Genomic DNA, 14868 nt, shown 5'->3' with positions numbered 1-14868 from the left:
GTCTTATCGATTAGGGATGGTAGTGCACGTGCTCGTGATCATGTCCATGATCGTGGCCATCGACGATCTGGTCGACGATGTAGTCGACCACCGCATCGAACGCCATGCTGTCCTGGTTGGCCCGGCCGTCGCCGGCGTCGCCCTCGCGCAGGTGCTTGACGGTCGCCGTGCCGGATTTCACTTCGTCTTCGCCGATGATCACGGCGAAGGCGGCGCCGCTGCCGTCGGCGCGCTTCATCTGCGCCTTGAAGCTGCCGCCGCCGTTCGACGATGCGCAATGTAGCACAACATCGAGGCCGGCAGTCCGCAAACGCTCGGCCAATACGAAAGATTGCATCTGCGCATCTTCGCCTTGATGCACCAGGTAGACATCGCACTGGTTGGGGGCGTATTGCTCGCCGCTGGCTTTCATCAGCTCCAGCAGGCGCTCAACGCCCATGGCGAAGCCGCAGGCCGGCGTCGGCTTGCCGCCGAACATCTCGACCAGCGGATCGTAGCGGCCGCCGCCGCAGACCGTGCCTTGCGAGCCGAGCTGGTCGGTGACCCATTCGAACACGGTGCGGTTGTAGTAGTCCATGCCGCGCACCAGGCGCGGGTTGATGGTGAACGGAATATTGTTGTGGCGCAGGATCTTCTGCACGCCCTCGAAGTGTGCCTTCGATTCCTCGCCCAGGTAATCCAGCAGTTGGGGCGCGCCATTGACCATTGCCTGCATGGCCGGATTCTTGGTGTCCAGGATGCGCAGCGGATTGGAATGCAGGCGACGCTGGGCGTCGGTATCCAGCAATTCCTTGTGCTGCTCGAAATAGGCGATCAGGTCGGCGCGGTGCTTGTTGCGCTCCTGCGCATCGCCGATGGAATTCAGCTCAAGGCGGATGTCGGACAGGCCCAGGTCGTCCCACAGGCGCTGGCACATCATGATCAGTTCGGCATCGATGTCCGGGCCGGTAAAGCCGACCGCTTCCGCGCCGACCTGGTGGAACTGGCGATAGCGGCCACGCTGCGGACGCTCATGGCGGAACATGGGGCCGACGTACCACAGGCGCTTGGGGCCGTCGTAGGTCAGGTTGTGCTCCAGCGCGGCGCGCACCACGCCGGCGGTGTTTTCCGGACGCAGGGTCAGGTTGTCGCCGTTCATGGAATCGGTGAAGGAATACATTTCCTTCTCGACGATGTCGGTCACCTCGCCCAGGCCGCGCGCGAACAGCGCGGTCGGCTCGACGATGGGCGTGCGGATCTGCTGGAAGCCGTAGCTCTTGAGCACCGAATGCACAGTGTTCTCGAACAGCTCCCACAACGGCGCGTCGGCGGGCAGGATGTCATTCATCCCTTTGACGCCAACGATCTTCTCGACTTTCTTTTGCTCTGACATACCGATACCGGATAGTGTTGTCTTCAATTCAAACTGGATTGCCTGCCATCGCCCGTGATGCACGGCGCATGGCAAGCGCAAGTGTACTGTATCGCTACGGCCGCGCTTTCCCTCCCGCGACCTAAAACGTGGTCAGGCCTGGCCGTTCTGGCCCGCCTGGCCATAGCGGGTCTGGACATACTCCAGCACCACGCTCTGGAATTCCTCGGCAATGCGTTCGCCGCGCAGCGTCATCCGCTTTTCGCCATCGATAAAGACCGGCGCGGCCGGCGACTCGCCGGTGCCGGGCAGGCTGATGCCGATGTTGGCATGCTTGGATTCGCCGGGGCCGTTGACGATGCATCCCATCACCGCCACGTTCATGCTCTCGACGCCGGGGTACTTGCCCTTCCACACCGGCATCTGGTCGCGCAGGTAGGTCTGGATCTTGTCGGCCAGGTCCTGGAACACGGTCGAGGTGGTGCGTCCGCAGCCGGGGCAGGCGATCACCATCGGGGTGAACTTGCGCAGGCCCATGGTCTGCAGGATTTCCTGGCCGACCACCACTTCCCTGGTGCGATCGCCGCCCGGCTCGGGCGTGAGCGAAATACGGATGGTGTCGCCGATGCCTTCTTGCAACAACACCGACAGCGCCGCCGTGGATGCGACGATGCCCTTGCTGCCCATGCCGGCCTCGGTCAGCCCCAAATGCAGCGGATAGTCGCAACGGCGCGCCAGTTCACGATATACCGCGATCAGGTCCTGCACGCCGGAGACCTTGCACGAGAGGATGATCTTGTCGCCCGCCAGCCCCAGCTCTTCGGCGCGCTGGGCATTCTCAATGGCGGAAGTCACCAGCGCCTCGTACATCACCGCCTGTGCCGGCCAAGGTTCGGCGCGGCCGGCGTTCTCGTCCATGATGCGCGCCAGCAGCGCCTGGTCCAGGCTGCCCCAGTTGACGCCGATGCGCACCGGCTTGTCATACTGGCAAGCTACTTCGATCATCTGGGCGAACTGGGTGTCGCGCTTGGCGCCCTTGCCGACGTTGCCGGGGTTGATGCGGTACTTCGACAAGGCCTTGGCGCAGTCCGGGTATTCGGTCAGCAGCGTATGGCCGTTGTAATGAAAATCCCCCACCAGCGGCACGTCCACGCCCATGCGGTCGAGCTGCTCGCGGATGGCCGGCACGGCGGCGGCGGCTTCCGGCGTATTGACCGTCAGGCGCACCACTTCCGAGCCGGCGCGCGCCAGATCCTTGATCTGGATCGCGGTCCCGATGGCGTCCGCGGTATCGGTATTGGTCATCGACTGCACCATCACCGGGGCGCCGCCGCCGACGGCGATCTGGCGCGCGCCGTGGCTGATCAGCACGCGGCGGCTCTGGCGGCGGGCCCAGGGCCCGGAAGCGATCGGGGAAGAAGACATGGCGTCAATTCAAATTCAAACGTGCGACATTGCTGCCGTTTGCAGGTTTCAGGTCCAGCGGCTGGCCGCGCAACGTGGCGTCGACACCGGCGGCGTTGCCGACCACCAGCATTGCAGCATCCGATATGTCGAATGCTTCAGTGGTTCCCGCCTTGAGCAGGCGCGAAATCAGCGTGGTCTTGTCCGCGCGGCGGATCTCCACCCACGAATCCTCGCGGAAGGTCAGCCGCAACAGATCCTTGCTGTTGACGATATGCAATCCAAGCGGCTCTGCTGCGGCAGTTGCCTGCGCCGACGCCGGCTGGCCAGTTGCCGCGGCTGCGGCTGCGGCTGCAGCCGCCGGCGCCCCCGTTCCAGGCGGCGTACTTGCCGGCACCGATGCCGAGGGCGTTGACGGCACGACCGGCGCAGCCTTGGCCGGCTCCACCGGCACCGCATTGGCCGTCTTGTCGGCGCTATCGCCGGACGCGGGCGCGATCGTTTCCACGCGGGCATTGACCGGGGTCTCCGAACCCGAGCCATCCGCGGCATTCGCATCCGGAGCGGATGCGGCCTCCGGCACGGCCGAGGAATCCGCCGGGTGCGCCTTGAGCCACGCCAATTGCGGCACATTGTCGGCCACATCGGTCCAGCGCACGGCGGCCGCGCCGGCCGCCACGGCCACCACCAGCGCGCCGATGATCACCGCCGCCGCGGAAGTGTTGCCCCGGCCGCCCATCATCGCCGGCAAAGGCGCCTCGGAAAACGGCGTCGACAGCGAATACTGCGGCACGATGTGGTCGCGCTGCGCCACCGGCGACTCCTGCGGCATGCCGGCGATCACTTCATTGGCATCCAGCCCCAATGCCTTGGCATAGCTGCGCACAAAACCGCGCGCCACGGCCAGGCCCGGCAAGACCGAATAGTTGTCCGCCTCGATCGCCTGGATCTGGCGCGGCGCCAGCTTGACCAGACTGGCGACCTGCTCCACCGACCACCCCTTCTTCTGCCGCTGCGCAGCCAGCACGGCGCCCGGCAAGGGCAACGCGGGAGCGGGCGAAGGCTGAACGCCTTCCTGCGGCAAAGGCACTTCGTTCATTTGTTGATCACTCATCAAATGCTCCACATGGAAAAACTTTTTTTAAACCGGCCCATGCCGGATTCTTCTGGAGCGTCCCGGCGCAATGCTCGCTGCGCCCCTCCCGGGAATTCGACAATTGCAGCGTGCGCCGCATGAAGCATGCGGCGCACGTAAAAACCTTGAACAACAAATACAAAAGGACGCCCGGCAACGGCCAAAAAGCGCGCCGCCGGCGTCCTTGCGGAGACAACGGCAAACCACATCCCCAAGCGCGTCGATGACACTGTCGCGCCTGTAGCGGCGGATCGGATGGGACGGCTGAGCGAAACATTCAGCAAACCTGCCGTCACCCGGTGATCTCCACGATGCGGCCGAAATCCTTGCCGAACTTGCCCTGGTACTCCGCCATCTTCTGCATGCGCTCCTGCACGCGGGTGCGATCCTTGACCTCGCCCGCCAGTTGCCCGCAGGCGGCATCGATATCGTCGCCGCGCGTCTTGCGGATGGTGGTGACGATGCCCGCATCCATCAGGATCTGCGCGAACGCCTTGATGCGCGGGTTGTGCGAACGCTTCAATCCCGACTCGGGGAAGGGATTGAAGGGAATCAGGTTGAATTTGCATGGGATGGCGGTATCGCCCTGCGTCACCAGCTCCACCAGCTCGCGGGCATTGGTATCGCTGTCGTTGACGCCGTCCAGCATGCAGTATTCGAAAGTAATGAAGTCGCGCGGGGCGAATTCGAGGTAGCGCTGGCACGCCGCCATCAGTTCGCGCAGCGGATGCTTGCGGTTCAGGGGAATGAGCCCATCGCGCAGCGCATCGTTGGAAGCGTGCAGCGACACCGCCAACGCCACCGGGCATTCCTGCGCCAGCTTGTCGATCATCGGCACCACGCCGGAAGTCGACAGCGTCACGCGGCGGCGCGACAAGCCGTAGGCATTGTCGTCCAGCATCAGCCGCAGCGCGGTGACGGTCGGTTCGAAGTTGAGCAGGGGCTCGCCCATGCCCATCATCACCACGTTGGTGATCTGGCGCTCGCCCTTGGGGCCGCCTTCGATGCCCTTGGTCTTGCGCAGCTCGAATTCCGCCATCCACAGCTGGCCGATGATTTCGGCCACGCTGAGATTGCGGTTGAAGCCCTGCTTGCCGGTCGAGCAGAACCGGCAATTGACTGCGCAGCCCGCCTGCGTGGAAATGCATAGCGTGCCGCGGTTTTCTTCGGGGATGAACACGGTTTCCACCGCATTGCCCTGGCCCACGTCCACCAGCCACTTGCGGGTGCCGTCGGTGGAAGTGTGGTCGCTGATGATGGCCGGCGCACGCACTTCGGCGCGGGTCTTCAGCTTGTCGCGCAACGATTTGGCCAGATCGGTCATCTGATCGAAATCAGCGACGCCGAACTGGTGTATCCATCGTTGCAATTGCTTGGCGCGAAACGGCTTCTCACCCAACTCGCCGCAATAAGCGACGAGTTGCGCGGGATCCATATCCAGCAGGTTGGTGAGAGCTGTAGTCATGATGCCTTCGGCTGGGAGCTGAACGGAAAGGCGCGGCAAGAACCGCTGCGCCGGTTTCCGCCCAAATCCGGAAAACCGATCAAAAACAGGAACAGATTAACGCGAATAGACGTTCAGTGCCGGGAAGAAATAAGCGATTTCGACCTTGGCGGTTTCTTCGGCGTCCGAACCGTGCACGGCGTTGGCGTCGATGGAGTCGGCGAAGTCGGCGCGGATGGTGCCCTTCTCGGCCTTCTTCGGATCGGTCGCGCCCATCAGGTCGCGGTTCTTCAGGATGGCGCCTTCGCCTTCCAGCACCTGGATCACGACCGGGCCGGACACCATGAAGTCCACCAGGTCCTTGAAGAAAGGACGCTCGCGGTGCACGGCGTAGAAGCCTTCGGCTTCAGCGCGCGACAGTTGGGCCATGCGCGCGGCGATGATCTTCAGGCCGGCGTTTTCGAAACGGGTGTAGATCTGGCCGATCACGTTCTTAGCCACAGCGTCCGGCTTGATGATCGACAGGGTGCGTTGAATTGCCATGAGAAAAAACTCCAATAAAAATAATGGCTTAAAGCCAATAATTGATAATCCAATGAACCTTGTATTTTAGCATGAAACCATCAACTGACATGGCAATTCGAGGCCTGCAGACGGCCTTTACGCTTGATTTTCTGCCATATATCCAGCGCCGGCTCGAACTTCAACGTCCGGCCGCCTGTCTTAAGCAGGACGCGCCGTGCTATGCTGTCACTCGCATTTCAACGCAATCGGAGGACAAATGAACCAACATCTGGATACGACTTTCGGCCATTCGACCGTGGGCCTGGCCACTCGCAACCGCGTGCTGCGCAACACCTACTGGCTGCTGGCGCTGTCGATGATCCCAACCGTGCTGGGCGCCTGGCTGGGCGTGCAGCTGCATTTCAGCCTGTTCGCCGGCAGCCCGATGATCGGCTTCGTGCTGTTTCTGGCAATCGCCTTCGGTTTCTTCTATGCCATTGAAAAGACCAAGAATTCCGGCCTGGGCGTAGTCGTGCTGCTGGGCTTCACCTTCTTCATGGGGCTGATGCTGTCGCGCCTGATCGAGTTCACGCTGGGCTTTTCCAACGGCGGCGCGCTGATCATGACGGCCTTCGGCGGCACCGCGGTCATCTTCGGCGGCATGGCGACCATCGCCACCGTTTCTAAGCGCGACTTCTCCGGCATGGGCAAATTCCTGTTCGCCGGCGTGCTGGTGATCCTGGTGGCGTCGGTGGCCAATATCTTCCTGCACATGCCCGCGCTGCAACTGGCCATTTCGGCCATTGCCATCGCCATCTTCTCGGCCTACATCCTGTTCGATGTGCAACGCGTGGTCAACGGCGGCGAGACCAACTACATCTCGGCGACGCTGGCGATTTACCTGGACGTCTACAACGTCTTCGTGAACTTGCTGTCGATCCTGGGCATCCTGGGCGGCAACCGCGACTGAAGCCCCTGCCCAATACGGAAAAGCCGGCGCAAGCCGGCTTTTTTTATTGGATCGACAACAACTTACGCCGGCAGATCGAATACCGCGATCGATTCGACGTGGGCCGTATGCGGGAACATGTTGACCACCCCGGCATACTTCAATGCATAGCCCCCCAGATGCACCAGCACCCCCGCGTCGCGCGCCAGCGTAGCCGGGTTGCACGAAACGTAGACGATGCGCCTGGGCTTGAGGTGCTGCTGCTCCGGCGGCAGCTCGACCAGCGCCTTGCACACCTCCATCGCGCCTTCCCGCGGCGGGTCGACCAGCATGCGGTCGAACTTGCCCAGCGCCACGAAATCCTCGGGCTTGGCCTCGAACAGGTTGCGGCAGTAGAACGTCGTCTTGCCATCCACGCCGTTGACCTTGGCGTTGTCCAGCGCGCGCTCGGTCAGCGCGGTGCTGCCTTCGATCCCTACCACCTCGCGCGCCTGCGTGGCCAGCGGCAGCGTGAAATTGCCCAGGCCGCAGAACAGGTCGGCCACGCGGTCTTGCGGCTGCACATCCAGCAGGCGCAATGCCCGCGCCACCAGGACGCGGTTGATCTGGTGATTGACCTGGGTGAAATCGGTCGGCTTGAACGGCATGCGGATGCCGAATTCCGGCAGCGTGTATTGCAGCTTCGATTGCGCCGGATAGTAAGGCGCGGCCGTATCCGGCCCCTTGGTCTGCAGCCACCATTCGATCTTATGCAGGTCGGCAAACGCCTTCAGGCTGACCTCATCGGCCGCACTCAGCGCCTCCATGATGCGCAACACCAGTACCGTGACCTTGGCGCCGTCATCGCCCTCGCCCACCGCCAGCTCGATTTGCGGCAAGCGGTCGCGGATCGACAGGCCGGCAATCAGTTCGCGCAGCGGCACCAGCAACGCCGAGACATTGGGCGGCAGGATCTCGCAAGTCTTCATGTCGGCGATGAAGGACGAACGCTTTTCATGGAAACCCACCAGCATGCCGCCTTTCTTGGCCACATGGCGCACCGAGATGCGGGCGCGGTAACGATAACCCCAGGTCGGCCCGTAGATCGGGCGCAGCATGGTTTCGGCCTTGGTCTTGCCAAGATGCCAAAGATTGTCTTCCAGTACCCGCTGCTTCATCGCCACCTGCGCAGACGGCTCCAGGTGCTGCATGGCGCAGCCGCCGCACGTGCCGAAATAATCGCAGCGCGGTTTGACCCGCAGCGAAGATTCGCGATGCAGCGCCGTCATGGTGGCTGCTTCCCACTTGGGTTTTCTGCGGAAGGATTCGAAGCTGACCAGTTCGCCGGGCAAGGCGCCCTCGACGAAGATCACCTTGCCTTGGGTGCCGTCCTCGTTTTGAAGATGGCCGACGCCGCGCCCATCCATATCGAGCGACTTGATTTCAATGATGATGTCTTGTTGCATGAAGGAAACCGCAGGGTGGGACCGGAGCGCCATGCGCCCCAATTGTCCGCTGCCAGAAAACAAAAGCGATATTGTCCGCGATCCGGCAGCCGGAGGGAAGCACGATGCGCGCCCGGCGCAAGGAATCAGGATGGCGCGCCGCCGGCGGGCGCATAGAGTGACCTGGAATGCGGCTCAGAACAAGGCGTCGCGGTTGACCCCGCGCGACGCCAGCAGCCGTTTCAGCTTGACCAGCGCCTCCTGCTGCACCTGACGCACCCGCTCGCGGGTGATGCCCATTTCGCCCGCAAGCTGCTCCAACGTGGAAGGATCGTCGTTATCCAGGCCGAAGCGGCGCGCCACGATCACGCGCTGTTTTTCTGACAGGCTCTTGAGCCACTCCCGGATCAGGATCGCCATTTCATGGCTCTCGGCGCGACTGTCGGGATGCTCCTCCACCGCGCTGGGCAGCAGGTCCATCAAGCTGGCTTGCGGATCGTTGTCCAACGGCGTATCCAGGGATGCCGCATGCTCGGACAAGGCCAGCACGTCCTGCACCTCCTCCACCGGCCGCTCGACCAGGTGGGCGATATCTTCGACGCTGGCGTCACGGCCGTTGTGCTGCTGGGCCTCCAGGTGGTACTTGGCGCGCAGGATTTGGTTCAGCTCGCGCACCATATGCACCGGCAGGCGCACGGTGCGCGCCTGGTTCATGATGGCGCGTTCGATGCTCTGGCGTATCCACCAGGTCGCATAGGTCGAAAAACGGAAGCCGCGCTCGGGTTCGAACTTGTCGATGGCGCGCATGAGACCGAGATTGCCCTCCTCGATCAGGTCCAGCAAGGCCACGCCACGGTTGATGTAATGCTTGGCGATGGATACCACCAGCCGCAGGTTGTGCTCGATCATCTTCTGCCGCGCGATGAACTCGCCCTGCTTGGCCAGGGTGGCGTAGTGCAGCTCCTCGGCCGCGCTCAGCAACGGCTTGGCGCCGATCTTGTTGAGGTAGTGCTGGGTGGTGTCAGTGGACAGTTCGGCGGCGAGCACCTTCTTGAGCTCGTCCACACCTTCGGCCACCGCCGGCTCCTGCTGCTGTTCCACGGCGGCAGCGGGGTCGCCATCGGTCACTTCCGGCTCATCGACCTCCTCGATGGGGTCGTCAATATCCTCGCTGGGAGGGTCCTGGTCTGGCAAGTGATCGCGGCGATTGCTTGTCATGTGCTAGAGCGTGTGATGAACCGTTTCAGTTCCCGCGCCGCCCCGGAACGGGGCCGCATGCAAGGCGCGGACGTACCGTGGCCGCGGGAGCAAGGCCACCGGCGCCCCGTCCCGGGACTGCCCTGAACGTTCCGGCGCGCCTTGTACTGCATCCATTCCGATCCGGATGCGGGAGCCGAGATCGTTCATGACACGCCCTAACGCGGCGGCAAATATTTCGCAGGATCGACAGGCTTGCCCTGTTGGCGGATTTCAAAGTGCAACTTCACGCTGTCGCTGTCGGAGTTGCCCATCTCGGCGATCCTCTGCCCCTTGGTGACGCTTTGTCCTTCCTTGACCAGGATGGCCTTGTTGTGCGCATAGGCCGACAACAGGTTGTTCGTATGCTTGATGATCACCAGGTTGCCATAGCCGCGGATGCCGCTGCCGGCATACATGACCTTGCCCGCGCCGGCAGCCAGCACCGGCTGGCCGGATTTGCCTGCAATGTCCAGGCCCTTCTTGCCACCGTCGAAAGTGCCGACCACCTTGCCTTCGGCCGGCCACATCCAGGACACTCCTTCGTCATCGGTCGCCACCGGCGCCGGCTTCTCCGCGGGGTGCGCAGGCTCGGCCTTGGCCGGCGCCGCAGGCGCCGTTGCGGCCGGCGCGGCCGCCGTGTCCGGCTTCTCCAGCTCCGCCAATGCGCTTTCCGAATAAGCCCGCTTGTCGCCGTGCGGGCCGGTCTTGTTCGACACCCCGGCCGCAGTCGCGGCCGGCGTCGCCGCACCGGGCGCGCCCAGCGGCTTGACTTCGATCCCCGAGGCCGGCACCGGCGCCACCGCCGCAGTCTGGGCCTGGCCGCCTGCGCCGTCGGGCGGCGCCACGCGCAGCACCTGGTCGACCTTGATGTCGTTCGGGTTGCTCAGGTTGTTCCAGGCGACGATGTCGCGATAGCTTTGGCCAGCCTCAAGCGCGATGCGATAAAGGGTGTCGCCCTTCTTCACCGTGTAGTAGCCGCGCCCGGCCGGCGCCGCTGCAGGCGCTGCTGCCGACGCGGCTTCAGCCGGTTTGCCGCTGCTGGTGCGCTCGACAACCGGCGCCTGCTGATTGGGCGTCGAGCTGCAAGCAGCCAAAATCCCGACGACACTCCCCAGCACAGCCAAACGAATTTTCTTCATGCTCTTACATTAAATTTTTGTACAACGCTGGTTGACCTACGGCCAGCGTGAGAAGTTCATCCAGGGGAAACGCAAGCCGCGACCGCCCGTTTGCCGGCCGCCTTGCCACTTCGCCATCATTGCCAGACTGCACCATGCCTTTGCTCCATGATACTTGCCGCCTCCTGCCTCATGCCTGTTTCGGCAATCCGTTGCAGATCTTGATACCGGCGCCAATCCATCCTATAACGAGCCAACAGGGGTGGCGATGCGCCTGCCCCGCCCTATACCGTTCCCGGCCGCAACGGCACGAAATGGCATTGCTCCATGGTCGTGCGGCGCCATTCGTAGCGGTCTACGCGTTCGATCAGCTCCAGCACTTGCTGGCGCGCGCCTACCGGCGCCACCAGGCGGCCGCCCACGGCCAGTTGTTCCAGCAAAGCTTGCGGCACCTCAAGGCCTGCGGCCGCCAGAATGATGCCGTCGAACGGCGCCACTTGAGGCAAGCCAAGCATACCATCTCCGTAATGCAAGCGGATATTTGCAATCCTCAGCGGCCGCAGGTTGTTCTTGGCCAGTTCATGCAGCGGCTTGATGCGTTCGATCGAATACACCTCCCCCGCCACCCGCGACAACACCGCCGCCTGGTAGCCGCAGCCGGTGCCGATTTCCAGCACGCGGTCAAGCCTGCCGCCGTGGCGGTTCTGGCGCATGATCTCTATCATGCGCGCCACGATGTAAGGCTGGGAAATGGTCTGGTGGTGGCCAATCGGCAAGGAGGCATCGATATATGCCTGGCTGGCCAGCCCCGGTTCGACGAACATATGGCGCGGCACCGCCTCCAGCGCCGCCAGCACCTTGGCGTCGGCCACGCCTTGCTTGGCCACGCGCGCCACCATCGCACGGCGCACGGCTTCCGACGCCAGCGGCGATGCATGGCTGGAATTGTTGGTCTGGGTGACCGTCATCACATTCCCGACCGCCGTCCTGGGCGCCGGAGCGGCGCTCAACAGCGGCTGTGCCGGCGTCTGCGGCCTGGAGGCTGCCGGCAGCGGCGACGGCTGTGAACGCAACGCCTGCGACAGCCCTTGCTGCACCGGATTGAGCGGCTTGGGCGCGCCACGTTCGGCCCGCTGCGAAGACAGCGCCGCATTCTTGGCTGCAGTCTGCGTGGTGGCTTGCGCGCGCGCGCCATTGGCCACCGTCTTGGCGGAAGCGGCGCCATTCTTTTTCTTGTCCACCACCGAAGACAGGCTCAGCGGAAAGCGGCTCTGCTTGTCGTTCATGCAAGCGCTTTCTTCAGGTTGTCCAGTTGGGCGCGGTGGGTCAGGTCGATCTGCAACGGGGTGATCGAGACATAGCCGTTCGATGTCGCATGGAAATCGGTGCCCTCGCCGGCATCCTTGGCCGCGCCCGCCGGACCGATCCAATACAGGTCGCGCCCATGCGGATCGACCAGCTTGTGCACCGGCTCGGACATGTGGCGCTTGCCCAGGCGCGTGGCCACGCAACCCTTCAATTCTTCATAGGGAAGATTGGGGATATTCACGTTCAGCAGGTAAGGCTTGGGCAACGCGTCGAACTGGCGCTCGACCACTTCGCGCGCAATGCGCGCGGCCGCCTTCAGCTCGGCCCACCCCTTGTGCAACTGCGAAAAGGCGATCGAAGGGATGCCGAACAGGAAACCCTCGGTCGCCGCAGCGACCGTTCCCGAGTACAACGTATCGTCACCCATGTTCTGGCCCTGGTTGATGCCGGAGACGATCAGGTCGGGCCGTTCCTTGAGCAATCCGGTCAGCGCCACATGGACGCAATCGGAGGGTGTGCCGTTGAGGTAGTAGAAACCGTTGGCGGCTTGTTCCACCCAGAGCGGGCGATCCAGGGTGAGCGAATTGGAGCTGCCGGAACGGTTGCTGTCCGGCGCCACGACAGTGATATCGGCGATGGGCGCAAGCACTTCGGCCAAGGCGTTGATGCCTGGCGCAAGGTAGCCATCGTCGTTGCTGATGAGGATTTTCATTGGCTGCATTTTAACCGAAGGCCGGAGATAAGAATCGGCGATACGGCAGACAACATCGCGCGTGCCGGCTCAAGCCAGGTCGGGCTCGGGCTGTGACGCCGCAGCCTGTTCCTCGGCGCGGGAAGCCGCCTGCTGGCGGAAGAATTCCTGCACGACAGCAGCCTCGCGGGTCCGCTTGAACGGGGGCAGGCTCTGCCAGATGCGGCGGCCGTAGTTTTTGCTGATGATGCGGGGATCGCAGATCATCAGCACGCCGCGATCGCCTTCATCGCGGATCAGGCGTCCCGCTCCCTGCTTGAGGTTGATGATGGCGGCCGGCAACTGGTGGTGCACGAAACCGTTCAAGCCCTGCTTTTCCATTTCGGCAATGCGCGCGGCCAGCACCGGATCGTCCGGCGGCGAGAATGGCAGCTTGTCGATGATCACCAGCGAAAGCGCATCGCCGCGCACGTCCACGCCCTCCCAGAAACTCTGGCTGCCGATCAGCACGCCATTACCGGCGGCCCGGAAACGATCCAGCAATTCGGTGCGCCCGGCCTCGCCCTGCACGAACAGCGGGTAAGGCAGCTGGCGCGCCTCGAACTCGGCCCGCAGGCGCTCGGCGGCGCGGTTGACCGCGCGCAGCGTGGTGCACAGGAAGAAACAGCGACCGCCGGCGGCTTCGATGATGGGCAAAGCGGCATCGATGACGGCGTCGGTGTACTCGAAAGAATTGGGCTGCGGCAGATGTTGCGGCACATACAAGATGCCCTGCTGCTCGTAGTCGAACGGGCTGGGCCAGGACTCGGCCGGCTCATTCCACAAGCCCATCTGGGAGGCATAGTGGTTGAAGTCGCGCTTCACCGCCAGCGTGGCTGACGTGAAAATCCAGGAACGCGGCGTGCTTTCGCGCTGCTTGTTGAAGATCGGCGCGATCGACAGCGGCGTACGATGCAACTGCAGCGAAGACGAATACGCCTCCACCCATTGCACATAGAACTGCTTCTCCTGAGGCGCCTCCGTCCCGGCCTCCTCCTTGCCCGGCTTGTCCGCTGCCGGCTTGGTCGGCGCCGCCCCCGGCAAGACGTTCCAGTTTTCCAGCTGGCGCAGGATCTCGTTGGCGCGGTCGCGGCATTGCTGGATGGTTTCGGCGCGTTCGGCCTGCTTTTCCAGCACGGCGATCATGTCGCCCATACAGTCCTTGAGCGTATCCAGGGCGGGGAAGAACACGCTGGATGCGGCGATCTGGTTGAGCGCCAGGCGCACCGAGTCTTCCGGGAAAGCCAGTCGCAGGTCGCGCGCGGCACGTTCCACCGCCGCCACCAGGCGCGCCCAGTCGGCGCCGTCCCGTGCGTGCGACAAGCCTTCGGCCAGCACGTCGCGGCACAGCTCCAGCACCTGCGAGGTCGACACGGTATCGCCGAAGAACAGCGTGGCCGTTTCGGGCAACTGGTGCGCCTCGTCGAAAATCACCGTATTGGCCGCCGGCAGCAGCTCGGCGATGCCGGTGTCCTTCAAGGCCACGTCGGCGAAGAACAAATGGTGGTTGACCACCACCACATCGGCCTGCTGGGCCTCCTTGCGCGCCTTCATCACGAAACAATCCTGGTAATACTGGCATTCGGAGCCGAAGCAGGTATCGCGGGTGGAGGTGACCAGGTTCCAGACCGACGCCGTCTCGGGCACCTTGGTCAGTTCGGCTTTGTCGCCTGAAGACGTGGTTTTCATGAAGCGCGAGATCTCGCGCAGATAGCCGACATCCTCGCGCGCGGTCAGGCGGCCGTTTTGCAGCGTGCGCTCAAGGTGGAAATGGCAGACGTAATTGGAGCGCCCCTTCAGCAGCGCGACCGAAACCGGCGCCTGCAGGGCTTTGCGCACGGTCGGGATGTCGCGCGTGTAGAGCTGGTCCTGCAGCGTCTTGGTGCCGGTGGAGACGATCACCTTGCCGCCCCATAGCAAGGCCGGAACCAGGTAGGCGAAGGTCTTGCCGGTGCCGGTGCCGGCCTCGGCGATCAAGGTTCCCCGGTTGGCAATGGCCGAGGCGATCGCCTTGGCCATTGCCGTTTGCGAATGGCGCGGCCGGTAGCTGCCGACGGCGCCGCCCAGCGCCCCTCCGGCGCCGAACAGCTGTTCGATCTCGGCATCATGGATACCTGGTGTTTCCGATACGGCGGTATCTTCTTGAGCGCTCACTGCAGCAAACCTGTAGGGATGAAAAAACGGAATCGCGGATTGGCCGGACCAAGGATGCCAAACAAGGCAAACCGCGATAAGCCACTATAACCCGCTATTTTACGCGGA

General features: G+C 63.5%; 13 protein-coding genes. 1 reads left to right on the top strand and 12 read right to left on the bottom strand.

All coding sequences use genetic code 11. From position 1 onward, the window contains the following. Nucleotides 1–10: 10 nt before the first annotated feature. The 6 genes from hisS to ndk form a co-directional block, all read right to left on the bottom strand. Nucleotides 11–1372 carry a histidine--tRNA ligase gene (gene hisS, locus FB598_RS15935; RefSeq protein ID WP_141916290.1) on the bottom strand — a complete coding sequence of 454 codons (1362 nt, stop codon included), beginning with the start codon at nucleotides 1370–1372 and terminating at the stop codon, nucleotides 11–13. Nucleotides 1373–1504: 132 nt separating this feature from the next. Beyond that, nucleotides 1505–2776 carry a flavodoxin-dependent (E)-4-hydroxy-3-methylbut-2-enyl-diphosphate synthase gene (gene ispG, locus FB598_RS15930; protein ID WP_141916288.1) on the bottom strand — a complete coding sequence of 424 codons (1272 nt, stop codon included), beginning with the start codon at nucleotides 2774–2776 and terminating at the stop codon, nucleotides 1505–1507. Nucleotides 2777–2780: 4 nt separating this feature from the next. Next, nucleotides 2781–3869: a helix-turn-helix domain-containing protein gene (locus FB598_RS15925; RefSeq protein ID WP_141916286.1), complete on the bottom strand. Its 1089-nt coding sequence runs from the start codon at nucleotides 3867–3869 to the stop codon at nucleotides 2781–2783. Continuing rightward, a complete protein-coding gene (locus tag FB598_RS15920) occupies nucleotides 3869–4099 on the bottom strand; it encodes a hypothetical protein (RefSeq protein ID WP_141916284.1) in 231 nt (76 codons plus the stop codon). The genes FB598_RS15925 and FB598_RS15920 overlap by 1 nt, the downstream gene beginning before the upstream one ends. A gap of 83 nt (nucleotides 4100–4182) precedes the next feature. Next, complete coding sequence (rlmN, locus tag FB598_RS15915) at nucleotides 4183–5355, bottom strand: 23S rRNA (adenine(2503)-C(2))-methyltransferase RlmN (protein WP_141916282.1); 1173 nt, start codon at nucleotides 5353–5355, stop codon at nucleotides 4183–4185. Nucleotides 5356–5451: 96 nt separating this feature from the next. Beyond that, the gene (gene ndk, locus FB598_RS15910; protein ID WP_141916280.1) at nucleotides 5452–5877 is read right to left on the bottom strand and encodes a nucleoside-diphosphate kinase; all 426 of its coding nucleotides are present in this window, start codon (nucleotides 5875–5877) and stop codon (nucleotides 5452–5454) included. 238 nt (nucleotides 5878–6115) lie between these two features. Here ndk and FB598_RS15905 point away from each other — a divergent pair, with 238 nt between their 5' ends. Further along, nucleotides 6116–6808 carry a Bax inhibitor-1/YccA family protein gene (locus FB598_RS15905; protein WP_141916278.1) on the top strand — a complete coding sequence of 231 codons (693 nt, stop codon included), beginning with the start codon at nucleotides 6116–6118 and terminating at the stop codon, nucleotides 6806–6808. Nucleotides 6809–6870: 62 nt separating this feature from the next. On the opposite strand, the gene rlmD is transcribed toward FB598_RS15905, so the two are convergent. The 6 genes from rlmD to FB598_RS15875 all read right to left on the bottom strand — a co-directional run bounded on the left by rlmD (nucleotide 6871) and on the right by FB598_RS15875 (nucleotide 14760). Next, the gene (gene rlmD, locus FB598_RS15900; RefSeq protein WP_141916276.1) at nucleotides 6871–8232 is read right to left on the bottom strand and encodes a 23S rRNA (uracil(1939)-C(5))-methyltransferase RlmD; all 1362 of its coding nucleotides are present in this window, start codon (nucleotides 8230–8232) and stop codon (nucleotides 6871–6873) included. A 174-nt stretch (nucleotides 8233–8406) separates the two neighbouring features. Next, nucleotides 8407–9429, bottom strand: a complete 1023-nt coding sequence (rpoS, locus tag FB598_RS15895) for an RNA polymerase sigma factor RpoS (RefSeq protein WP_141916274.1) — start codon at nucleotides 9427–9429, stop codon at nucleotides 8407–8409. Nucleotides 9430–9626: 197 nt separating this feature from the next. Next, on the bottom strand, nucleotides 9627–10589 hold the full coding sequence (locus FB598_RS15890; protein WP_141916272.1) for a peptidoglycan DD-metalloendopeptidase family protein: 963 nt from the start codon (nucleotides 10587–10589) through the stop codon (nucleotides 9627–9629). Between the two features lie 263 nt (nucleotides 10590–10852). Then, nucleotides 10853–11854 carry a protein-L-isoaspartate(D-aspartate) O-methyltransferase gene (locus tag FB598_RS15885; RefSeq protein WP_141916270.1) on the bottom strand — a complete coding sequence of 334 codons (1002 nt, stop codon included), beginning with the start codon at nucleotides 11852–11854 and terminating at the stop codon, nucleotides 10853–10855. Beyond that, entirely contained in the window at nucleotides 11851–12588 is a 738-nt protein-coding gene (gene surE / locus FB598_RS15880; RefSeq protein ID WP_141916268.1) for a 5'/3'-nucleotidase SurE, read from the bottom strand. Before surE ends, FB598_RS15885 begins: the two co-directional genes overlap by 4 nt. Before the next feature lie 69 nt (nucleotides 12589–12657). After that, a complete protein-coding gene (locus tag FB598_RS15875) occupies nucleotides 12658–14760 on the bottom strand; it encodes an ATP-dependent DNA helicase (RefSeq protein WP_141916266.1) in 2103 nt (700 codons plus the stop codon). Nucleotides 14761–14868: the final 108 nt, after the last annotated feature.

This window comes from Herbaspirillum sp. SJZ106, from assembly GCF_006715495.1.
Lineage (GTDB): Bacteria > Pseudomonadota > Gammaproteobacteria > Burkholderiales > Burkholderiaceae_D > Herbaspirillum.
The sequence above is the reverse complement of the archived record's forward strand: the minus strand, read 5'-3'. Positions and strand labels throughout refer to the sequence as shown.